A 21,916-nucleotide genomic window follows, 5' to 3' on the forward strand; every position below is an offset into this window, starting at 1 on the left:
CCGTCCGGCGCTTCGCGTCACGCGGTCGGATCAACCCAGCGACGAGATCGCCTGGTTGAACGTCTTCGACGGCCGCATCACGGCCTCCGCCTTGGCCGGGTCCGGCTGGTAGTAACCGCCGATGTCGACGGGCGAGCCCTGAACGGCGAGCAGTTCGTCCACGATCGTCTGCTCCTGCTCCGCGAGCGTCCCGGCGAGAGCCGCGAACGCGCCGGCGAGCTGCTCGTCCTCGGTCTGCTTCGCCAGCTCCTGCGCCCAGTAGAGCGCCAGGTAGAAGTGGCTGCCGCGGTTGTCGATGCCGCCGACCTTGCGGCTGGGCGACTTGTTCTCGCTCAGGAACGAGCCGGTGGCGCGGTCGAGCGTGTCGGCCAGCACCTGGGCGCGCGCGTTGCCGGTGGTGGTCGCGAGGTGCTCGAAGCTGACGGCCAGCGCGAGGAACTCACCGAGGCTGTCCCAGCGCAGGTAGTCCTCCTTGACGAGCTGCTGCACGTGCTTCGGCGCCGAGCCGCCCGCGCCGGTCTCGAAGAGCCCGCCGCCGTTGATGAGCGGCACGACCGAGAGCATCTTGGCGCTCGTGCCGAGCTCCAGGATCGGGAAGAGGTCGGTCAGGTAGTCGCGCAGGACGTTGCCGGTGACCGAGATGGTGTCCTCGCCGCGACGGATGCGCTCCAGCGAGAACGCGATGGCCTCGACCGGCGTCATGATCTCGATCCGGAGCCCGTCGGTGTCGTGCTCGGGCAGGTACGCGTTCACCTTGGCGATCAGGTTGGCGTCGTGCGCGCGGCCCTCGTCCAGCCAGAACACGGCCGGGTTCCCGGTGGCGCGGGCACGGGTGACGGCGAGCTTGACCCAGTCCTGGATCGGCACGTCCTTGGTCTGGCACATACGGAAGACGTCGCCGGCGCTGACCGTCTGCTCCAGTACGGCGTTGCCCGCCGCGTCCACGACGCGCACCGTGCCGGTGGCGGGGATCTCGAAGGTCTTGTCGTGGCTGCCGTACTCCTCGGCCGCCCGCGCCATCAGACCGACGTTGGACACCGAGCCCATGGTCGACGGGTCGTAGGCGCCGTTGGCGCGGCAGTCGTCGATGACGACCTGGTAGATGCCCGCGTAGCTGCTGTCCGGGATGACCGCGAGCGTGTCGGCCTCGCCGCCGTCCGGGCCCCACATGTGGCCGGAGGTGCGGATCATGGCCGGCATGGAGGCGTCGACGATGACATCGCTCGGTACGTGCAGGTTGGTGATGCCCTTGTCGGAGTCGACCATCGCCAGCGCCGGGCCCTCGGCCAGCTCGGCCGTGAAGGACTCCGCGATGGCCGGTCCCTCGGGCAGCGACTCAAGACCCTTGAGGATGCCGCCGAGGCCGTCGTTCGGGCTCAGGCCGGCCGCCGCGAGGGTGTGGCCGTGCTCCGCGAACGTCTTGGGGAAGAAGGCGCGCACCGTGTGACCGAAGATGATCGGGTCGGAGACCTTCATCATCGTGGCCTTCAGGTGCACCGAGAACAGCACGTCCTCGGCCTTGGCGCGGGCGATCTGCGCCGTGAGGAACTCACGCAGCGCGGCCACACGCATCGCGGACGCGTCCACGACCTCGCCGGCCAGCACGGGTACCGACTCGCGCAGGACGGTGGTGTTCCCGTCGTCGCCCACCAGCTCGATCCGCAGCGTGCCGTCCTCGGTGATCACGGCGGACTTCTCGGTGGAGCGGAAGTCGTCGGCGTCCATGTGCGCGACGTTCGTCTTCGACTCGGAGGTCCAGGCGCCCATCCGGTGCGGGTGCGCCTTGGCGTAGTTCTTGACCGAGGCGGGGGCGCGGCGGTCCGAGTTGCCCTCGCGCAGCACCGGGTTCACGGCGCTGCCCTTGACCTTGTCGTAGCGGGCCCGTACGTCCTTGTCCTCGTCCGACTTCGGGTCGTCCGGGTAGTCGGGCAGCGCGTAACCCTGCTGCTGGAGCTCCGCGATCGCCGCCTTCAGCTGCGGGATCGACGCCGAGATGTTCGGCAGCTTGATGATGTTGGCCGCGGGGGTCTTGGCCAGGGCGCCGAGCTCCGCGAGCGCGTCGTCGATCCGCTGTCCCTCTTCGAGACGGTCGGCGAAACCGGCGATGATCCGCCCCGCCAGAGAGATGTCACGGCGCTCCACCGTGACCCCGGCCGTCGAGGCATAGGCCTCGACCACAGGCAGGAATGAGTACGTGGCCAAGGCCGGGGCCTCGTCGGTGTGCGTGTAAATGATGGTCGAGTCTGTCACCGGGTGCTCCGCTCAACGTCTGCAACATTGCTCGACATCAAGATATCCCTTGGAGGGCTCTCGTTCGACAGTGCCCCGTACTGAGCAACGTTCGTATTGAATGAGACATCAGTGTCTCATTTGGTCTATGGTTGTCTCATGACAGTCGATCGTGACCAGGTGCTGCGCACGGCCGCCGCTCTCCTCACCCGCAAGGCCACCGCCACCATGGACGAGGTCGCGCGGGCCTCCGGCATCGGCCGGGCCACCCTGCACCGGCACTTCGCGGGACGCGACGCACTGGTCAAGGCGCTGGAGGAGCAGGGCATCCGGGAGTTCGAAGCGGCGCTCGACGCGGCTCGGACGGACGAGGGCCCCGCGAGCGACGCGGTCCGCCGGCTGATCGCCGGGATCGAGCCCGCCGCCGGACTGCTGGCCTTCCTCGTCACCGAGAACCAGCTCTTCGAGGGCGAGGTGAACGAGGGGTGGGACCGGCTCGACGCCCGGGTCTCCGCGCTCTTCAGGCGCGGACAGGAACGGGGCGAGTTCCGGATCGACCTGCCCCCCGCCTGGCTCACCGAGGCCTTCTACGGGCTCATCGGCAGTTGCGCGTGGGCCGTCCAGGACGGACGGGTCGCCCCCAAGGACTTTCAGTACATGATCGCCGAGTTGCTGCTCGGCGGAGCACGACGGAGCGTGGAGCAATGATCATCACCGACCGGCCGGCCCCGGAGACGGACCCCCGGCGCCATCCCGGGCGCTGGCTCGCCCTGTCGGTGCTCGTCCTGGCCGTGCTGCTGGTGGCCGTCGACGCCACGGTGCTCGGCCTCGCCACACCGTTCCTCAGCGAGGACCTCAAGCCGTCCGGCACCCAACTGCTCTGGATCGGCGACATCTACTCGTTCGTCATCGCCGGCCTGCTCGTCTCCATGGGCAGCCTCGGCGACCGGATCGGCCGCAAGAAGCTGCTCCTGACCGGCGCGGTCGCCTTCGGCGCCGTCTCCGTCCTCAACGCCTACGCCACCAGCCCGGAGATGATGATCGTCGCGCGGGCGCTGCTGGGTGTCGCGGGCGCGACGCTCATGCCGTCCACGCTGGCCCTGATCCGCAACATCTTCCACGACCCGAGGGAACGCAGTCTCGCCATCGGCATCTGGGGTGCGGCGGCCTCCGCCGGTGCCGCCGTAGGCCCGGTCGTCGGCGGATTCCTGCTGGAGCACTTCTGGTGGGGCTCGGTCTTCCTGATCAACCTGCCCGTCATGGCGGTGCTCGTCGTCGTCGGCGTGAAGCTCCTGCCCGAGTCGAAGAACCCCGCGCCGGGCCCCTGGGACGTGCCCAGCGTGCTGCTGTCCCTCGTCGGGATCGTCGGTGTCGTGTACGCCATCAAGGAAGCCGCCGCGCACGGGATGCGCTGGGACATCGCCGCGGCGGCGGTGGTCGGCGTCGGCGCCCTCGTCCGGTTCGTACGGCGACAGCTCACGATCCGCTTCCCGCTGCTCGACATGCGGCTGTTCAGGAACCGGGGCTTCTCCGGGGCCGTACTGGCCGATCTGCTGACCATCCTCGGTCTGTCGGGGCTCGTCTTCTTCCTCTCGCAGTATCTGCAACTCGTGCAGGGACGCGGCCCGTTGGAGGCGGGCGTCGCCGAACTGCCCGCCGCCGTCGGTGCCGTGACGGCGGGACTGCTCGCCGGGCGGGCGGCCCGCCGGTTCTCCGTACGGCTGGTGGTGGCCGGCGGCCTCGCCGGTGTCGGCCTGGCGACCGCCATGCTCGTCCTGCTGACCGAGGACACCGGCTATCCGCTGCTCGGCGGCGTACTGCTGGTCGTCGGCGTCGGCGCGGGATTCTCCTTCACCGTGACGGCGGACGTGATCCTCTCCAGCGTTCCCAAGGAGCAGGCGGGCGCGGCGTCGGCGGTGTCGGAGACGGCGTACGAACTGGGCGCCGCGCTCGGTATCGCGCTCCTCGGCTCGATCGTCACAGGCGTCTACCGGGGCTTCCCCACCCCGGCGGGCGTACCGGCCGAGACGGCCTCGGCCGCCCACGAGTCCCTGGGCGGCGCGGTCGAGGCGGCCGGCGCCGTCCCCGGCCACCAGGCCGCGGAACTGGTCGCCGCGGCGCAGGAGGCGTTCGTCCACGGCCTGCGCATCGCGGCGGGCGCGGGCGCGGCGGTCCTGCTCGCGACGTCGGTGGTGGCGTGGTTCCTGCTGCGCGGACAGAAACTGGAGGAGGGCCTGGAGGAGGGCCTGGAGAAGTAGCTCTAGGCCGTACGGTCACCGGGGCCCGGTGACCGTGCCTTTGGAGCGGACGTTCGGGTCAGGCCGCCTTCGCCTTGGTGGCGTACATGTCCACGTACTCCTGGCCGCCGAGCCGCATGACCTCCGTCATCACGGAGTCGGTCACCGCCCGCAGCACATAGCGGTCGCGGTCCATACCGTCGTACCGGGAGAACTCCATCGGCGCGCCGAAACGGACCGTCACCTTGCTCGGCCGCGGCATCCCCGCCCCGTTCGGCTGGATCTTGTCCGTGCCGATCATCGCGAAGGGCACCACGGGCGCGCCGGTCATCAGCGTGAGCCGCGCGATTCCCGTACGGCCCCGGTACAGCCGGCCGTCGGGGGAGCGCGTGCCCTCCGGGTAGATGCCGAACATATGACCGTCCTCCAGCACCCGGCGGCCGGTCATCAGCGCGGCGACACCGCCGCGCCCGCCGTCACGGTCCACCGGGATCATGCCGCAGCCGGTGAAGAACCAGGCCATCAGCCGGCCCTTGAGCCCCTTGCCGGTGACGTACTCGTCCTTGCCGATGAAGAAGACCGGGCGGTTGCCGCAGACGAGCGGCAGGATCATCGAGTCGATGAAGGTGAGGTGATTGCCGGCGAGGATCACCGGGCCCGTCCCCGGAATGTTCTCGGCGCCCTCCACCCGTGGCCGGAACATCAGACGCAAGATCGGTCCGAGCACTGCCTTGACGAGCGCAAAGCGGGACAACGGGGTCCTCCGGTTGGTGAGCGGTCGTATCGAGCCGTTGGGGCCCGTCCCCTGGATCAGGCCGGATCAGGGAGCGTGCCCTAACTCTCTGCAGGTGAGGACGATACTCGCGGGTCGGGCCCCCGCGCACATCGGGTTCATCGATCCGATACCCAGTGTTGACACGAGTTTGGGGTGTGTTCGCGCCGGGTCTGCCCTCCGTAGGGGCTGGCTGCCTACGATCAAGCCCTCGCTTGACAGGTGCGGGACAGCACATGGACATCACATGAAGGAGCGTTCATGACACAGGGTGCGGGAAACATTCCGGGACGAAGGACCGTGCTGGGAGCGGCGGTGCTCGGCTCGGCGGCACTCGGTCTTTCCGCAGGTGCGGGCGGTACGGCGCAGGCGGCGCAGGCCGAGGAGCGCGGCGGCCGGACCCGCCCGCCGCGCGGGCGCCTGCCCGTGCCCACGATCGTCGGACACCGCGGCGCCAGTGGCTACCGGCCCGAGCACACCCTCGGGTCGTACCAGCTCGCGCTCGACCTCGGCGCGCATGTGATCGAGCAGGACCTCGTGCCGACCAAGGACGGTCATCTCGTCTGCCGTCACGAGAACGACATCACGGGGACCACGGACGTCGCCGACCACCCCGAGTTCGCGGGGCGCAGGACGACCAAGAGTGTCGACGGGGTCAGCCTCACCGGCTGGTTCACCGAGGACTTCACCCTCGCCGAGCTGAAGAAGCTCCGCGCCAAGGAGCGCATCCCGCAGAGCCGCCCCCACAGCACCCTCTACAACGGCCGCTGGGAGATCCCCACCTTCGAGGAGGTGCTGCGCTGGGCCGACGAGGAGGGCCGCCGCCGGGGTGAGCCCGTTTGGCTGTACGTCGAGACGAAGCACCCCACCTACTTCCGCGGCCTCGGCCTCGGCCTGGAGGAGCGGCTCGCGAAGCTGCTCCGCCGCTACGGCAGGGACCGTCGCGACTCCCCGCTCTTCCTCCAGTCCTTCGAGCCCACCAGCATGCAGCGCATGGCCAAGCTGGTCTCGACCCCGCGTGTCGTGCTGTTCGACGCGGCCGACACCCAGCCGTGGGACTTCAAGCAGTCGGGTGACCCGCGTTTCGTCTCCGACCTCATCAAGCCCGAGGGCCTGAAGTGGATCGCGTCGTTCGCGCAGGGCGTCGGCCCGTGGGTGGACCTGATCATCCCGAAGGACAAGGACGGCAAGCTCGGCAAGCCGACCACGCTGGTGCGTGACGCCCACGCCAAGGGCCTGATCCTGCACCCGTACACGATGCGCAACGAGAACAGCTTCCTGCCGGCCGACTTCCGGGTCGGCACGGACCCCAACGCGTACGGCGACGCCTTCGGGGCCTTCAAGGCCTACTTCGAGCAGGGCATCGACGGCATCTTCACCGACAACCCGGACACGGGCCTGCTGGCCGCCGCGGACTTCACCAAGCGCTGAGTCCGGCGAGGACATGCCCTTTCGTGCCCCGGCCGGCTCCTGTCGGCCGGGGCACAACCGGTCGCGGCGGGGGCCGAGTTGGGCGTGAAACGGCAGAACGTACACCTGGTCGCCGTCCGGCCCCACCGGCTGCGATGTTGTCGCCCGAGGGCCCCGGAACCCGCTGAATCACAGGAGAGTTGGGTATCTCACAGGGGAGATTGAGGCCGGTGCATTCCCGGTGCCTGTGATGCCTGCGCAGAATGCTCACCACAGAGGTTGCAGCTCCTGAACTCCGGGGAAAGGAGCGGTAGACAACCGGCGGCAGCAGGTGAGCGGGAGGCATGCACACATGGGCATGAGCGTGACCATCTCAGCGGCGAGTGCGCAGGACGCGGAGCACATTCTCAAGCTGCAGTACCTGTGTTACCAGAGCGAGGCCGAGCTCTACGGTGACTACACCATCGAACCGTTGACCCAGACCCTCGACGACCTCAAGGACGAGATCGCCCGCGGCCACGCGCTGGTGGCCAGGCTCGGCGGCGAAGTCGTCGCCTCCGTGCGGGGCGTCATCGACACCGAGGGCACGGCCAGGATCGGCAAGCTCATCGTCCATCCGCGGATGCGGCACCACGGTCTCGGCGGCCGGCTCCTCGACGCGATCGAGGGAAGCTTCGCCGGCGACGAGGCGGCCAAGCGCTTCCAGCTCTTCACCGGCAACCGCAGCGAGGGCAATCTGCGGCTCTACCGCAGCAAGGGGTACGCGCCGGTGGCCAGCGAGGCGGCCGGTCCCGGACTCACGCTCGTGACGCTGGAGAAGGAGGCGGCCAGCGGGGCCTTCGTCGCCAGCGCCTGACGTTCAACGGCGCGACGACCCATGCCCCGTCAGCCGCTCAACTCCGTCGGGACCTGCGCAGCCACAGCATCCCCGTGACCGGCAGCAGCACGGGAATGAAGACATACCCCCAGCCGAACCCCGACCAGACCGTCGAGTCGGGGAAGGCGGAGGGGTCCACGAGCGTCCAGGTCCCGACGGTCAGCACACCGACGAGTTCGGCCGCGCAGCACACCAGCGCCGCCTTACGGGCCGTCTCGCCGCCCCGTACGAGCGTGTACGTGATGAACACGTACACGACGGCGGCGATGCCCGACAGCGTGTACGCCAGCGGTGCGCGGTCGAACTTGGTGGAGATCTCGAAGGCGGTCCGCGACACCGCGCCGACCGACATCACCCCGTAGAGCCAGACCAGCAGCAGTCCCGGCCCCTGGACCAGCCGGGTCCGTCCGGCCGGCCGCTCGTCCCGGCCCGCCGTGTTCGCCCCGGCCCCTGTCCCGGCTTCCACCGTCAGCCTCCCCAGATGTCGTACAGACGCACTTCGAGTACGGCGAGGAGGACGGCACCCGCGGAGACCGTCACCGAACCCCACCGGGTCCGCTCGGACAGCGACAGGAATCCCGCGGCCGGTACGGCGGCGAACGCGCCGAGCAGATACGACACGAAGATCACCGAACCCTCCGCCGGCTCCCCGCCGCGCGCCAACTGCACGATTCCGACGACCAGTTGGGCCAACGCCAGCACCGTGACCACGGCCATGCCGATGAAGTGCCAGTCCTTGGTGGGCTGGTCCCGGTACGCGGCGAAACCGCACCAGGCGGCGAGGAGGAGGGCGGCCACGGAGACCGTGACCGTCAGGGCGACAAGCATGAGACCGAGAGTATTACGGCCCGAAAAGCCCGGTGCGATCGCCCCTGCGAGCCGCCTCGGCGTGGACCCGGTGCGCTGCCGTGGTCTTCGAGGGCGCCCCGGCCGGAGTGCGCTCCGGGGCGGCCGCGGGCACGAGGACCGTGGCCTTGGCCACAGCGCACGACCGCTCCGAACCGACCGCCGACGCTGCCGACGGCGATCTTGACGCCGTATCCGTGCAGGTCACAGGCGCGGAGCTGGAGATCGACGTGGCAGTCCGAGCGCGCCGCCGGACCTCGGACAAGGCCCGGAAGGCGTATCCGGTATTCGGACAACTGGCCGGAGCCCGGATACGTGTCTGCTTTACTTGCGACATGACCACGACGAGCAGCCGCACCCTTGCGACCGAGGCGATCACGACGCCCGGTGCTCGCTGTCTGTGTCGAATGTGCGCCCACTGAGGGCCCCTGCCTGAGTCTCGCGCCCCGAAGCGAGACCCGACAGAAGCGACGCGGTGTCCGTCGTGGCGTTCCGTACCTCAAGTACGTCACGCCCGGACCACGCCCGCCCGCGCACAGCGCCGCACGGTCACCCACCACAGCACATGTGACCGGCCGTGAGCCGCCGTGAGCTGACGGCCGTGTTCGCCGCGTCCTGCCGGACCCCCGCCCGCCTCTTCCGCAACTCCCCATGCCCCGGCGGCCACCGCGCCGCGCACCCGACAGTGACGGAAACCCCTGTGATCACCACTACGGGCCTGACGAAGGTCTACCGGTCCGGCCGGACCGGCCGGTCGCGCGGCCATGAGGTCACCGCTCTGGACGGCGTCGACCTGCACGTACGCGAGGGCGAGGTCTTCGGAGTCGTCGGCCGCAGCGGCGCCGGTAAGTCCTCGCTCATCCGCTGCGTCAACCTCCTCGAACGTCCCACCGCGGGCACCGTGACCGTCGACGGGACCGACCTGACCGCGCTCGCCGGGCGCGGCCGACGGGCCGGCAAGGAGCTCCGCCGCGCGCGCAGCTCCATCGGCATGGTCTTCCAGCACTTCAACCTGCTGTCCTCACGCACCGTCAAGGACAACATCGAACTGCCGCTGGAGATCCTCGGCCACTCGGGGCAGGAACGTTCCCGCCGGGCACTGGAACTGCTCGACCTCGTCGGCCTCGCCGACAAGGCCAAGGTCTACCCCGCCCAGCTCTCCGGCGGCCAGAAACAGCGCGTCGGCATCGCACGCGCCCTCGCCGGCAACCCGAAGGTGCTGCTCTCCGACGAGGCGACCAGCGCGCTCGACCCGGAGACGACCCGCTCCATCCTTGGGCTGCTGCGCGACATCAACCGGCAACTCGGCCTCACCGTCCTGCTGATCACGCACGAGATGGAGGTCGTGAAGACGATCTGCGACTCGGCCGCGCTCATGGAGAACGGCCGGATCACCGAGTCCGGCACGGTCGGCGAACTCCTCGCCATCCCCGGATCCCGGCTGGCACACGAACTGTTCCCGGTGGACGGTGCCGGAAGCGGTCCCGGCGGCACGGTCGTCGATGTCACCTTCCACGGCGACGCGGCCGCCCGGCCGGTCATCTCCCAGCTGTCGCGCACCTACAACATCGACATCTCGATCCTCGGCGCGGCCATGGACACCGTCGGAGGCCGCCAGATCGGCCGGATGCGCATCGAACTGCCCGGCCCCTTCGAGGAGAACGTCGTCCCCCTCGGCTTCCTGCGCGAACAGGGCCTCCAGATCGAGGTCGTCGACGAACCTGCCGCCGGGGCCGTGGCCGGCCCGCTGGCCGAGGACCCGGCCGGATCCACCGGGCAGCCCGCCGCGCTCACCAAGGACGGTGCCAAGTGACCTGGTCCGAAATGCAGCCGCTGCTCGGCCAGGGGACTCTCGACACCCTCTACATGGTGCTGTGGTCGGCGCTCGTCACCGTCATCGGCGGACTGCCGCTCGGCGTCCTGCTCGTCCTCACCGACAAGGGCGGCCTGCTCCAGAACACGCCCGTCAACAAGGTCGTCGGCGTGATCGTGAACATCGGCCGCTCGCTGCCCTTCATCATCCTGCTGATCGCGCTGATCCCGTTCACCACCTTCGTCGTCGGCACCTTCATCGGCCCCACCGCGATGATCGTGCCGCTCGCCATCGGCGCGATCCCGTTCTTCGCCCGGCTGGTCGAGACGGCGATACGGGAGGTCGACCACGGCCTCGTCGAAGCCGTCCAGGCCATGGGCGGCTCGATCCCCACCATCGTCCGCAAGGTGCTGCTGCCGCAGGCCCTGCCGTCGATCGTCTCCGGCACGACCACCACCGTCATCGCGCTCATCGGCTACTCGGCCATGGCAGGCGCGGTCGGCGGCGAAGGCCTTGGCTCCAAGGCCGTCACCTACGGATTCCAGCGGTTCGAGAACGGCTTCATGATCGCCACGGTCGTCGTGCTGATCCTGATCGTCACCGTCATCCAGCTGATCGGCGACCTCGCCGTACGGCTGCTGACACGCCGGACCCGTACGGCGTAGGCCACGACGGTCCAGCCCTCCAGATGTCCCACCGGGCCCGAACTCCTTGTCCGGGACCGACCACCCACACCCGAAAGAGGCACTCTTCGTGCGCACTCACCTCAAGATCGCCGCCGCCGCGGCCACCACCGCCCTCGCCATCGGCCTGAGCGGCTGCGGCACCTCGTCCGACCCCGCGGAGAAGACCGCGGACGGCGCGAAGGCCGACGAGTCCAAGCCACTGACCGTCGCCGCGTCCCCGACGCCGCACGCCGACATCCTGAACTTCATCAAGGACAAGCTGGCGGCGGACGCCGGACTCAAGCTCGACGTCAAGGAGTTCACGGACTACGTCCTGCCGAACACCGCCACCGAGAGCGGCGAGGTCGACGCCAACTACTTCCAGAACAAGCCGTATCTCGACGACTTCAACAAGAAGAACGACACGCACATCGTGCCGGTCGTCAACGTCCACCTGGAGCCGCTGGCCCTCTACTCCAAGACGGTCAAGGACCTGAGCGCTCTCAAGTCCGGCCAGACCGTGGCGATCCCCAACGACACCGTCAACGAGGGCCGCGCACTGAAGCTCCTCGCCGACAACGACGTGATCACGCTCGCGGACGGTGTGGAGGGCAACGGCACCCTCTCCGACATCAAGGACGACAAGGGCCTGAAGTTCAAGGAGCTGGAGGCAGCCACGCTGCCCCGCGCCCTGAACGACGTGGACGCCGCCGTCATCAACGGCAACTACGCCATCGAGGCCGACCTCAACCCCGCCGAGGACTCGCTGGCCCTGGAGAAGACCGAGGACAACCCGTACGCCAACTTCCTCGCCGTCAAGGAGGGCAGCGAGAAGGATCCGCGCGTGCTGAAGCTCGCGAAGCTCCTCAACTCGCCCGAGGTGGAGAAGTACATCAAGGACACCTACAAGAACGGCGCGGTCCTGCCCGCCTTCGGTCCGCCCGCGTAACCAACTCGCGTAACCCGGCCGTCAATCCGGTACGAGCCCCGCACACCCCGCCCGTGTGCGGGGCTCACCCGATGCTGCATGCTGTGCATTTACGACGGACTGAGGCATGGAGCTGCGCATGACTACCACCTTTCCGGACGTCTCCATCAGCACCGAGCGGCTGGTGCTGCGCCCGTTCGAGGCCGCGGACATCCCGGCGCACATCGAGATGATGAATGACGAACCGGTCATCGCGTGGACGTCGACGCCGCATCCGTACACCACCCGGGACGCCGAGGAATGGGTGAGCAGGCTCGCCCCGGCGGAACGCACCGAGGGGCGCGGACTGGTCCTCGCCGTCACCGAGTTCCTCACCCAGCGCCTCGTCGGTCTCGCCCGCCTCCAGAACACCAACTGGCGCACCCGCGCGACCGAGATCTCCTACATCACCGCACCCTGGGCGCGCGGTGAGGGCTACGCCACCGAGTCGGTGCTCGCCGTCGCGCAGTGGCTCTTCCGCGACCAGACCTTCGAGCGCATCGAGTTGCGCACCGCCGCCGACAACACCGCGGCCCAGCAGGTCGCGCAGAAGGCCGGCTGCATCAGCGAGGGTGTCCTGCGCAACGCGTGGATAGCGCGTACCCAGACGGAAGCCGGGGGCTGGATCGACATCCGCACCGACCTCATCGTCTGGAGCCTGCTGCCCGAGGACCTCGAAGGCGTGGCCGAGCAGATGGCGGACGCGGGCGGCTACGCGTCCTTCACCGACTGGAACTGAGCACGGGCGCCTCCGCGATCCCGCCCTGGCCCCGGACCCCCGGGCAGACGGCGCGACGGCCGGCGGGTACCCTCACACGCACCGCCCCGGTGCGGACCCCCTCAAGACACAGATGATCCGCGGCAACTCCGGCCTGCGACAACACGACCTCACGACCCCTGGGGAGACTGACGACGATGGCCGACCGCGTCACGGTGATCGGCTGGGACGGCTCGCCCCTCGCGCCCGCGGCCACCTCCGCGCTCGCCGCCGCCACACTGGTGGCCGGTGCCGCCCACCATCTCGCCCTGCCGGAAGTCCCGCCGGACGCCGAACGCATCCGCCTGGGCAGCGTCGACCTCGCCGCCCGCCGGATCGCCGGACACCGCGGCAGCGCCGTCGTACTCGCCGACGGCGACCCCGGCTTCTTCGGTGTCGTACGCACCCTGCGCGCGCCCGAGCACGGCCTCGAGGTCGAAGTCGTACCCGCCGTCTCCGCCGTGGCGACCGCCTTCGCCCGCGCCGGAATGCCCTGGGACGACGCGCAAGTCGTGGTCGCCCACCGGCGCACGCTCCGGCGCGCCGTCAACGTCTGCCGGGCGCACACCAAGGTCGCCGTCCTCACCTCGCCGGGCGCCGGGCCCGCCGAACTCGCCCTGCTGCTCCAGGGAGTTCACCGCACCTTCGTGATCTGCGAGGAGCTGGGCACCGACCGCGAACAGGTCACCGTCCTGACCTCCGACAAGGCCGCCGACCACGTCTGGCGCGACCCCAACGTGGTGATCGTCGTCGGCGGCATCGGCACCGCGCCCGTCCGGACCGGCGGCTGGATCGCCGGCCACGATCCCGAGTACCCGCCCGCCGTACGGGGGTGGGCGCTGCCCTCCGAGGAGTACGGCATCGACCTCGACGAGGGCGAGTCGACCTGGCTGCGCGCGGCCCAGCTCGCCCGGCTCGGAGCCCGTACCGGCGACCTGGTCTGGGACATCGGGTCCGGCAGCGGCGCGCTCGCCGCCGAGGCCGGGCGCTTCGGCGCCGCCGTGATCGCCGTGGACGCCGAACCGGGGGCGTGTGCGAGCACGGCCGCCGCTGCCCGTCGCGCCGGCGTACAACTGGAAGTCGTGGAAGGCCGCGCGCCCCACGTCCTGGAGAACCTGCCCGAGCCCGACGTCGTACGCATCGGCGGCGGGGGAGTGGACGTCGTCGTCGCCTGCGCCGACCGCAGGCCCGCCCGCATCGTGACGCACGCGGCGACGCGGGACGAGGCGGAGGCCGTCAGCACCGCGCTCCGCGAGGGTGGTTACGCGGTGGAATGCGTCCTGCTCCAGTCCGTCGACATGGACACCGGTGCCTGGTCGGAGCGCGAACGCTCCGTGGTTTTCCTGGTGGCCGGGAAGCGGCCGGATCGCGCCCCCTGACCCCGTTGTCAGAGGCGCGAGGTAGGCTGACCGATCGTTGTACCGCAGCCGGTCGTTCGTCGCTTCGTTCGTCAATGTCCGGAAAAGTGGGTCGTTTTGGACCCCCATGTGGTACGGCTGCACCGGGGGACGCGCAACGTGGCGCAGCCCACAGCATGCCGCCGCGGATCACCGTGTGTCGGCGCCGAAGGGCCGCGAGAATACGTGCGGGCCGCGGTTCGACTCGTGCCGCGCGGCGCCCACGCTCGTTGACACTGACGGGCGCCGGACGCGCCGCAGAATCGGGCGCCCCGGTCGAAGGGCCGAAGGAGCACAACCAATGGGCGAGGGGTACGCATGACTGACACCGGCCAGGTCCCGGGCGAGGGACAGCCGGAGAACGCAGGCATGGTGGAGCAGCCGGGCGACCCCGCTGCCGGCTCCTACGCCTACCTGGGCCCCTCCGACAGTGCTCCCGAGGACGACGACCTTCTGCTGATGCCGAGTTCACAGGGCGCCTGGGGCGATCCGCAGCCGGCGCCTCCGTCCGATCCGCTCGCGGGCTACGCCGTGCCCGAACCGGAGCCCGTCCCCGTGGGGCACGTCCCGCAGCAGATGGGACAGGCCGAGTACGCACCGCAGGCACAGTCGCTGCCGCAGTCGCAGCTGGCCACCTATTCGCAGCCCGAGTACCAGCCCCAGTACCAGTCCGACTCCTTGGGGCACGGGCAGGTGTCGTACGGGACGCCGGCCGGGTATCCGGCGCCGGACATGGCCCACATGCAGATGCAGCCCCCGCAGGCTCCGGAGCCCGCCCAACCCGTGGCGCAGCAGGCCGAGTTCGCCGTGGCGCCCGAGGCGTACGCGCCGGCGGACGCCCCTGTGGAAACCCCGATTCCGGATGCCGTGCCGCAACCGGCCCCGGAGCAGGCCCCGGAGGCCGTGCGGACGGCCCCGCAGGAAGTCACTGAGGCACCCGCGCCGGAGCCGGTTCAGGAAGCTCCCGCACCGGCGGTTCAGGAAGCGCCGGCGCCGGCTCCCGAACCGGGCGCGCACGAGGCAGGCGGCCGCGACTCGGGCTCGGTCGACCTCGGGGCCGTACGAGTCGCGACCGCCACGCCCGCACCGACTCCGCCGCCCGCGCGCCGCCCGCTGCACATGGGTCCGCCGATGCCCGACTCGACTGGTGGCGTGGTGCGTTCGCTCGCGGACCGCGGTCCCTCGAGTACGCCGCCGAACCCCGTTCGCGTACGGACCCAGGGGCCGCCCACGACCGGCCCCGAGTATCTGGACATCCCGCGCGAGGAGGCCGACGCGCTGCCGGGCCCGCAGCTCGGCGCGATTCCCGTGCACGGCGCGGACCCATGGGCCTCGCTCCCGCCGCAGTCCGAGACACCGGTGGCGGAGACCGCGGTCGCGGTCGCGGAGCCGCAGGTGGCCGCCGAGCCGCAGATGGTGGCGGAGCCTGCCGTGCCCGAGGCTCTCGAGGAAACGGTCGTCCCTGAGGGGGGACCGACGTTCGCCCCCCAGCCGGTTCAGGCACCGGAGCCGGAGCCGGAGCCCGTGCCTGTGCAGGAAGTGGCACCTGAGCCCGAACCCGCACCCGTGCCCGAGGTGGTGGCCGAAGAGGCGCCCGAGCCCGAGCCGACTTCCGAGGCGGCGCCTCAACCCGAGCCCGAGCCGACGCCCGCGCCGGTGGCCGAGGAGCCGGTCGCCGAGGAGCCGGTGGCGGAGCCCGCCCCCGCGCCGCTCCCCGTGCCCGACGCGGTGGTCGTGGACGAGGCCCCGGCCGTCGAGCCGGTCGAGCCCGCCGAACTGGTGGAGCCGGTCGAGGCCGAGGAGAAGCGCGAGCCGATAGCGCTGCCCGGCACAGACGCGGTGGCCGCCGCGCCGGCCGCGTCTGCCGAGCCGGAGTCCGTACAGCCGGACCCCGAGCCCGTACCGGAACCCGAGCCCGTACCGGTCGCGGAGGCCGAGCCAGAGGCGGAGGTCGTGGCAGAGGTCGCGGCAGAGGTCGAGGTCGCGGCCGAGGTGGAGGTGGAGGAGCCCGTACCGGCGCCCACCCCCGAGCCGGCGGCCGCCGCCGCCGTACCCGCGGCGGCCCCGACCCCGGTGCCCGACGCCGAGCCCGAGCCCCCCGCCGTCACCGACGACGCGTCACCCCCCGCCCCCGGCTACGACGACGCCGAGCGCGAGGCCGTTCTGCGCGTGATGCGCGAACGGCGCGACATCCGCAACGGCTTCCGCTCCGACCCGATCCCGCACGAGGTGCTGCTCCGCGTCCTCGAAGCCGCGCACACCGCCCCCAGCGTCGGCCACTCGCAGCCCTGGGACTTCGTCGTCATCCGTTCCGCCGAGACCCGGCAGACGATGCACGAACTGGCCCAGCGCCAGCGCGACGCCTTCGCCAAGTCCCTCCCCAAGGGCCGGGCCAAGCAGTTCAAGGAACTGAAGATCGAGGCCATCCTCGACACCCCGGTGAACATCGTCGTCACGGCCGACCCGACGCGCGGCGGCCGGCACACCCTCGGCCGCCACACACAGCCGCAGATGGCGCCCTACTCCTCCGCCCTCGCGGTCGAGAACCTGTGGCTCGCCGCCCGCGCCGAAGGGCTCGGCGTCGGCTGGGTCAGCTTCTTCGACGAGCGCGAGATGGTCCGCGCGCTCGGCCTCCCGGAACACCTGGACGTCGTGGCGTATCTGTGTGTCGGATACGTCGACGAGTTCCCGGAGGAGCCCGAGCTGGCGCAGGCGGGCTGGTCCAAGCGCCGTCCCCTGTCCTGGGTCGTCCACGAGGAGACGTACGGCCGCCGGGCCCTGCCCGGTGAGGAACCGCACGACCTCCTCAAGGAGACGATCGCCGGGATCCGCCCGCTCGACGCCAAGGCGCTCGGTGAGGCGTGGGAGCGCCAGAAGCGGATGACGAAGCCCGCCGGGGCGCTCGGCATGCTGGAGATCATCTCCGCGCAGCTCAGCGGTCTGTCCCGGATGTGCCCGCCGCCGATCCCCGAGCCCGCGGCCGTCGCGGTCTTCGCGGGCGACCACGGTGTGCACGCGCAGGGCGTCACCCACTGGCCCCAGGAGGTGACGGCCCAAATGGTCGCCAACTTCCTCGGCGGAGGCGCGGTCTGCAACGCCTTCGCGAATCAGGTCGGCGCCGAGGTCTGTGTCATCGACGTCGGTGTCGCGGGCGAACTGCCCTCCACACCCGGCCTGTTGCCCCGCAAGGTCCGCGCCGGAACGGCCGACTTCACGACCGGGCCCGCGCTGACCCGCGAAGAGGTACTGGCCGCGATCGACGTCGGCATCGAGACCGCCCGCGATCTGGTGGCGGCGGGCAACAAGGGGCTGCTCACCGGCGAGATGGGCATCGCGAACACCACGGCCTGCGCCGCGCTGATCTCGGTCTACACGGACGCCGATCCCGCCGAGGTCACCGGACGCGGCACGGGCATCAACGACGAGATGCACGCGCGCAAGATCGACGTTGTCCGCCGCGGTCTCGAACTCCACCGGCCCGACCCGGCCGACCCGATCGGCGTCCTCGCGGCCTTCGGCGGCCTGGAGCAGGCGGCGCTCGTCGGATTCCTGCTGGGCGGCGCGTCGCTGCGTACACCGGTCATCCTCGACGGCGTCAGCGCGGGAGCGGCGGCCCTCGTCGCGCGCGCCATCGCGCCCGAGGCGCTGGCCGCGTGCATCGCGGGCCACCGCAGCGCCGAACCGGGCCACGTGGCCGCGCTCAACAAGCTGGGCCTGCGGCCCCTGGTCGACCTGGACCTCCGCCTCGGCGAGGGCACCGGCGCCCTGCTGGCGCTCCCGGTGGTCCAGAGCGCGGCGCGGGCGATGCACGAGGTGGCGACGTTCGACTCGGCGGGTGTGACGGAGAAGTAGCGCGTACGGGGGCAGGCGGCGGGCAGGCGGCCACGGGCGCCCGCGCCGATGCCTGCCCCGCACCACCCCGTCTAAGCTGGTACCCGCCCCCACCAGCCACTTCGTCCCACCCGACAGAGGAGCCCGCAGCACCATGGCCGAGCATCCCGCCTACCCCGTCGGACTCCGTCTGGCCGGGCGGCGCGTCGTCGTCATCGGGGGCGGCCAGGTCGCCCAGCGCCGGCTGCCGGCCCTCATCGCGACCGGCGCCGACATCGTGCTGGTGTCGCCTTCCGCGACCCCCTCCGTCGAAGCCATGGCCGACGCCGGTGAACTCCGCTGGGAGCGCCGCCCGTTCGCCGACGGCGACCTGAGCGACGCCTGGTACGTCCTGATCGCCTCCAGCGACACCGAGGCCAACATCCGCGCGTCGGCCGAGGCCGAGCGGAACAGGACATGGTGCGTACGGAGCGACAACGCCGAGGCCGCCACCGCATGGACCCCGGCCACCGGCCGCAGCGAGGGTGTGACCGTCGCCGTCCTCACCGGACGCGACCCGCGACGCTCCGCCGGCGTGCGCGACGCCATCGTGGAGGGGCTGCGCGACGGCAGCCTCGTCGCCCCCCGGCACCGCACCAGAACCCCCGGCGTCGCCCTCGTCGGCGGCGGACCCGGTGACCCGGAGCTGATCACCGTACGCGGCAGGCGACTCCTCGCCGAGGCCGATGTCGTCATCGCCGACCGCCTCGGCCCGCGCGACCTCCTCGACGAACTCCCGCCGCACGTCGAGGTGATCGACGCGGCGAAGATCCCGTACGGCCGTTACATGGCCCAGGAGGCGATCAACAACGCGCTGATCGAGCACGCCAAGGCGGGCAAGGCCGTCGTACGGCTCAAGGGCGGCGACCCCTTCGTCTTCGGCCGCGGCATGGAAGAGGCCCAGGCGCTCGCCGAGGCGGGTATCGCCTGCACCGTCGTCCCCGGCATCTCCAGCTCCATCAGCGTGCCCGGCGCGGCGGGCATCCCCGTCACCCACCGGGGCGTGGCACACGAGTTCACCGTGGTCAGCGGCCATGTCGCGCCCGACGACCCGCGCTCCCTGGTCGACTGGCCCGCACTCGCACAGCTGCGCGGCACGCTCGTCCTGCTGATGGCCGTCGACAAGATCGGCGCCATCGCCCTGACCCTCATCGCCCACGGCAAATCGCCGTCGACCCCCGTGGCGCTGATCCAGGAAGGCACCACGGCGGCGCAGCGCCGCGTGGACGCCACACTCGAAACGGCCGCCGAAGCCGCCCGTACGGGGGACGTGCGGCCCCCGGCCGTCATCGTCATCGGCGACGTGGTCTCGGTCGGCGCCGGTCCCGGCGGCGACGGCAACGGTCCCGACCGTGGCTGAGGTCGTCACCGTCGAAGCGTCCCCCGACGGCTCCGCCGACCCCCGCCTCACCGACTACACCGACCTCACGGACGTCGAACTCCGCCGCCGGCGCGAGCCCGCCGAGGGCCTGTTCATCGCCGAGGGCGAGAAGGTCATCCGCCGTGCCGTGGCGGCCGGTTACGAGATGCGGTCCATGCTCCTGACCGCCAAGTGGACCGACGTCATGCGGGACGTCATCGACGAGACCGCCGCACCCGTCTACCAGGTGGCCCCGGACCTGGCCGAACGCGTCACCGGCTACCACGTCCACCGCGGCGCGCTCGCCTCCATGCGTCGCAAGCCCCTGCCGCCGCCCGCCGACCTCCTACGGAAGGCACGCCGCGCCGTCGTCTTCGAGGACATGGTCGACCACGCCAATCTCGGCGCCGCCTTCCGTAACGCCGCGGCGCTCGGCGTCGACGCCGTCCTCCTCACCCCGCGCTGCGCCGACCCGCTCTACCGGCGCGCCGTGAAGGTCTCGATGGGCGCCGTCCTCCAGGTCCCCTGGACACGGCTGGAGTCCTGGCCGAAGGACGCGCACCTGCTGAACGAGGCGGGATTCGTCACCGCGGCCCTGTGCCTGGACGAGAACTCGATCACCCTCGACGAACTCGCCGAGCGCCGCCACGACAGACTCGCGCTCCTCTTCGGCACCGAGGGCGACGGGCTGACCTCCGGTGCCCTTGCCGCCGCCGATTTGCGGGTGAGCATCCCGATGGACGCCGGGGTCGACTCCCTCAACGTCGCCGCCACCTCGGCCGTCGCCTTCTACATGACGCGGCCCCGAGCCTGACCGGCTCCTACAACTGCTGCGCCGCCGCGATCCCCAGCGCGACGACCAGCGTCACCACCACGAACACGATCAGCCGCTGCCGCAGCAGCCGCGGATTGGCCGGTCTGCGCCCGCCGCGGCCACCCGACGTCGTACGCGCACCGGGCCTGCTGCCCTGACGGCCACCGGTACGTGACCCCGTACGCGAGCCGTCACGGGGCCTCGGCGCACGCCCGCCACCCGTGCGCGGCGCCGAACCGCGGGGGCCCTGCGCACGGGAGTCCGGTCCGCCCCCGGTACGGCCCTGAGTGGACCGGTCCGACCGCTCGACCCGATCCGCACGCTCAGCTCGCTCCGTGCGCTCGGTCCGCTGCGGCATCCGCGCCGTACGCTCCGGGATCCGGCCCGTCGGTACGTCCTGCCGGGTCCGCTCCCGCTGCGCCGGCGGCCGTCCGTCCGGCAGCCCCTGCGCCTCCCGCGCCGCGATCTCCTTGAGCCGCATCGAGAGCTGGAGGGTGCTCGGCCGCTCCTCGGGGTCCTTGGCCAGACAGGCCCGCACCAGCGGCGCGAGCGCGTCCGGCACCCCGTACAGCTGCGCCTCCTCGTGCACCACGCGGTAGAGCATGACCTCCGAACTGCCGTGCCCGAAGGGCGAGTCGGCCGTCGCGGCATAGGCCAGCGTCGCGCCGAGCGCGAAGACGTCCGTCGACGGGCTCACGGCCGCGCCGCGCACCTGCTCGGGCGCCAGGAATCCGGGCGATCCGACAGCCGTACCGACGTGCGTGAGGGTGCTCGCCCCGGTCGCCCAGGCGATCCCGAAGTCGATGATGCGCGGACCCTTGGGGGAGAGCAGGATGTTCGAGGGCTTCAGATCGCGGTGGACGACCCCCGCCTCGTGCACCGCCAGCAGCCCCTCGGAGAGCGCGGCTCCCACGGAGGCGACCTCGGCGGCCGACAGCGGTCCGTCCTCGGCCACCTTGTCGTGCAGGGAGGGTCCCGGAACGTACTGGGTGGCGAACCACGGGCGGTCCGCGTCGAGATCGGCGGCCACCAGCCGGGCCGTACAGCCGCCACGGATCCGACGCGCCGCCGAGACCTCGCGGGCGAACCGCGAACGGAACTCCTGGTCCTCGGCGAGATCGGGTCTGATCACCTTCAGCGCGACCCGCTGGCCACGCCGGTCGGAACCCAGATACACGACGCCCATGCCGCCCTGGCCCAGCCGCCTGTGCAGCCTGAACGAACCTACGACACGCGGGTCCTCGCGCCGGAGCCGCATCATCGCCATGTCCATCCCCGCTGCCCGGTCGTCCGTGTGACGTGGCACAGCTTACGTACCCGCGCCCCGGGGCGCTCATAGGCCGCGCCCTCACGAACCGATCGATTGTCAGTGCCGGGTGAGAAACTTGAAGGGTGGTCAGAGGACCGCGGATCCAAGGTCCTCGGGCCCGTGCGAGATCTCAATGGTCGGTCGCAGAAGGGGGATTGGATCAATGAAGGGTGACCGCGTGGAGATAGTGGTGGACGCGGGCGACACGACGCGTACGTACGAAGTCGTGGCAAGTCGGGCAGGCCGCCGGGTGGAGACGGCGGTGCGTCGAGGAGTGGTGGAAGTGAGTGAAGTCACCCGCAACGGTTCGGTGGTGCGCACGGCGCGCTTCATGGCCACGCGCGTGCTCGCTCTGGTCGAACAACCGGTGCCCAGGGAGGACCTCTCGGAGCGTCCCCTCCGGGATGACCCCAAGGGCTAGGACCCGCTCTCCACCCAGGGGAGTACACGACGGGGGTACCGCTCATCCTCCGGGAGGCCCGGCAATCGGTACGCGGGCATGACGACCCGGGCCCGGTGTGTACCTAGTGTTGTTCTCAAGCGGCGGGTGCAGCACTCGTCCCCCGAGGTCAGACACTCGCCGCTGCCAGACA

Annotated in this window: 18 protein-coding genes; 13 read left to right on the forward strand and 5 right to left on the reverse strand. The window is 71.0% G+C overall.

Annotation, left to right across the window (positions count from 1 at the left end):
- Positions 1-30: 30 nt before the first annotated feature.
- Positions 31-2,250: an NADP-dependent isocitrate dehydrogenase gene (locus tag ACFWHU_RS19805; RefSeq protein ID WP_385803549.1), complete on the reverse strand. Its 2,220-nt coding sequence runs from the start codon at positions 2,248-2,250 to the stop codon at positions 31-33.
- A gap of 138 nt (positions 2,251-2,388) precedes the next feature.
- Between ACFWHU_RS19805 and ACFWHU_RS19810 the strand changes: the two genes are divergently transcribed.
- The gene (locus ACFWHU_RS19810; RefSeq protein WP_385803547.1) at positions 2,389-2,937 is read left to right on the forward strand and encodes a TetR/AcrR family transcriptional regulator; all 549 of its coding nucleotides are present in this window, start codon (positions 2,389-2,391) and stop codon (positions 2,935-2,937) included.
- Complete coding sequence (locus ACFWHU_RS19815) at positions 2,934-4,487, forward strand: MFS transporter (RefSeq protein ID WP_387225979.1); 1,554 nt, start codon at positions 2,934-2,936, stop codon at positions 4,485-4,487. Before ACFWHU_RS19810 ends, ACFWHU_RS19815 begins: the two co-directional genes overlap by 4 nt.
- 58 nt (positions 4,488-4,545) lie before the next feature.
- On the opposite strand, the gene ACFWHU_RS19820 is transcribed toward ACFWHU_RS19815, so the two are convergent.
- On the reverse strand, positions 4,546-5,169 hold the full coding sequence (locus ACFWHU_RS19820; protein WP_381800672.1) for a lysophospholipid acyltransferase family protein: 624 nt from the start codon (positions 5,167-5,169) through the stop codon (positions 4,546-4,548).
- A gap of 330 nt (positions 5,170-5,499) precedes the next feature.
- Here ACFWHU_RS19820 and ACFWHU_RS19825 point away from each other — a divergent pair, with 330 nt between their 5' ends.
- Both ACFWHU_RS19825 and ACFWHU_RS19830 read left to right on the forward strand, forming a co-directional pair.
- Complete coding sequence (locus ACFWHU_RS19825) at positions 5,500-6,669, forward strand: glycerophosphodiester phosphodiesterase (protein ID WP_387225981.1); 1,170 nt, start codon at positions 5,500-5,502, stop codon at positions 6,667-6,669.
- A gap of 331 nt (positions 6,670-7,000) precedes the next feature.
- Positions 7,001-7,504, forward strand: a complete 504-nt coding sequence (locus ACFWHU_RS19830) for a GNAT family N-acetyltransferase (protein WP_385803542.1) — start codon at positions 7,001-7,003, stop codon at positions 7,502-7,504.
- A 37-nt stretch (positions 7,505-7,541) separates the two neighbouring features.
- Here ACFWHU_RS19830 and ACFWHU_RS19835 read toward each other — a convergent pair whose 3' ends face one another.
- Together ACFWHU_RS19835 and ACFWHU_RS19840 are read right to left on the reverse strand one after the other, a co-directional pair.
- Entirely contained in the window at positions 7,542-7,877 is a 336-nt protein-coding gene (locus ACFWHU_RS19835) for a hypothetical protein (protein ID WP_385803553.1), read from the reverse strand.
- Between the two features lie 116 nt (positions 7,878-7,993).
- Complete coding sequence (locus ACFWHU_RS19840) at positions 7,994-8,353, reverse strand: hypothetical protein (RefSeq protein WP_385803540.1); 360 nt, start codon at positions 8,351-8,353, stop codon at positions 7,994-7,996.
- A gap of 718 nt (positions 8,354-9,071) precedes the next feature.
- Between ACFWHU_RS19840 and ACFWHU_RS19845 the strand changes: the two genes are divergently transcribed.
- The 8 genes from ACFWHU_RS19845 (at position 9,072) to ACFWHU_RS19880 (ending at position 20,014) form a co-directional block, all read left to right on the forward strand.
- On the forward strand, positions 9,072-10,184 hold the full coding sequence (locus ACFWHU_RS19845) for a methionine ABC transporter ATP-binding protein (protein WP_387225984.1): 1,113 nt from the start codon (positions 9,072-9,074) through the stop codon (positions 10,182-10,184).
- Positions 10,181-10,849, forward strand: coding sequence for a methionine ABC transporter permease (locus tag ACFWHU_RS19850; RefSeq protein WP_385803535.1), 669 nt, complete (start codon positions 10,181-10,183; stop codon positions 10,847-10,849). The genes ACFWHU_RS19845 and ACFWHU_RS19850 overlap by 4 nt, the downstream gene beginning before the upstream one ends.
- Before the next feature lie 88 nt (positions 10,850-10,937).
- Positions 10,938-11,798, forward strand: a complete 861-nt coding sequence (locus ACFWHU_RS19855; protein WP_385803533.1) for a MetQ/NlpA family ABC transporter substrate-binding protein — start codon at positions 10,938-10,940, stop codon at positions 11,796-11,798.
- A gap of 118 nt (positions 11,799-11,916) precedes the next feature.
- Positions 11,917-12,555: a GNAT family N-acetyltransferase gene (locus tag ACFWHU_RS19860; protein ID WP_329032349.1), complete on the forward strand. Its 639-nt coding sequence runs from the start codon at positions 11,917-11,919 to the stop codon at positions 12,553-12,555.
- A gap of 176 nt (positions 12,556-12,731) precedes the next feature.
- Complete coding sequence (cbiE, locus tag ACFWHU_RS19865) at positions 12,732-13,952, forward strand: precorrin-6y C5,15-methyltransferase (decarboxylating) subunit CbiE (RefSeq protein ID WP_387225987.1); 1,221 nt, start codon at positions 12,732-12,734, stop codon at positions 13,950-13,952.
- A 336-nt stretch (positions 13,953-14,288) separates the two neighbouring features.
- Positions 14,289-17,822 carry a nicotinate-nucleotide--dimethylbenzimidazole phosphoribosyltransferase gene (gene cobT / locus ACFWHU_RS19870; RefSeq protein WP_387225989.1) on the forward strand — a complete coding sequence of 1,178 codons (3,534 nt, stop codon included), beginning with the start codon at positions 14,289-14,291 and terminating at the stop codon, positions 17,820-17,822.
- A gap of 133 nt (positions 17,823-17,955) precedes the next feature.
- Positions 17,956-19,200, forward strand: coding sequence for a uroporphyrinogen-III C-methyltransferase (cobA, locus tag ACFWHU_RS19875; protein WP_387225991.1), 1,245 nt, complete (start codon positions 17,956-17,958; stop codon positions 19,198-19,200).
- On the forward strand, positions 19,193-20,014 hold the full coding sequence (locus tag ACFWHU_RS19880) for a TrmH family RNA methyltransferase (protein WP_385803524.1): 822 nt from the start codon (positions 19,193-19,195) through the stop codon (positions 20,012-20,014). Before cobA ends, ACFWHU_RS19880 begins: the two co-directional genes overlap by 8 nt.
- Before the next feature lie 7 nt (positions 20,015-20,021).
- Here the strand turns inward: ACFWHU_RS19880 and ACFWHU_RS19885 are convergent, their stop codons facing one another.
- Positions 20,022-21,281, reverse strand: a complete 1,260-nt coding sequence (locus tag ACFWHU_RS19885; protein WP_385803551.1) for a protein kinase — start codon at positions 21,279-21,281, stop codon at positions 20,022-20,024.
- 205 nt (positions 21,282-21,486) lie between these two features.
- Here ACFWHU_RS19885 and ACFWHU_RS19890 point away from each other — a divergent pair, with 205 nt between their 5' ends.
- The gene (locus ACFWHU_RS19890; protein ID WP_385803522.1) at positions 21,487-21,744 is read left to right on the forward strand and encodes a hypothetical protein; all 258 of its coding nucleotides are present in this window, start codon (positions 21,487-21,489) and stop codon (positions 21,742-21,744) included.
- Positions 21,745-21,916: the final 172 nt, after the last annotated feature.

The sequence above is a fragment of the Streptomyces sp. NPDC060366 genome (assembly GCF_042725135.1).
Taxonomy (GTDB): domain Bacteria; phylum Actinomycetota; class Actinomycetes; order Streptomycetales; family Streptomycetaceae; genus Streptomyces.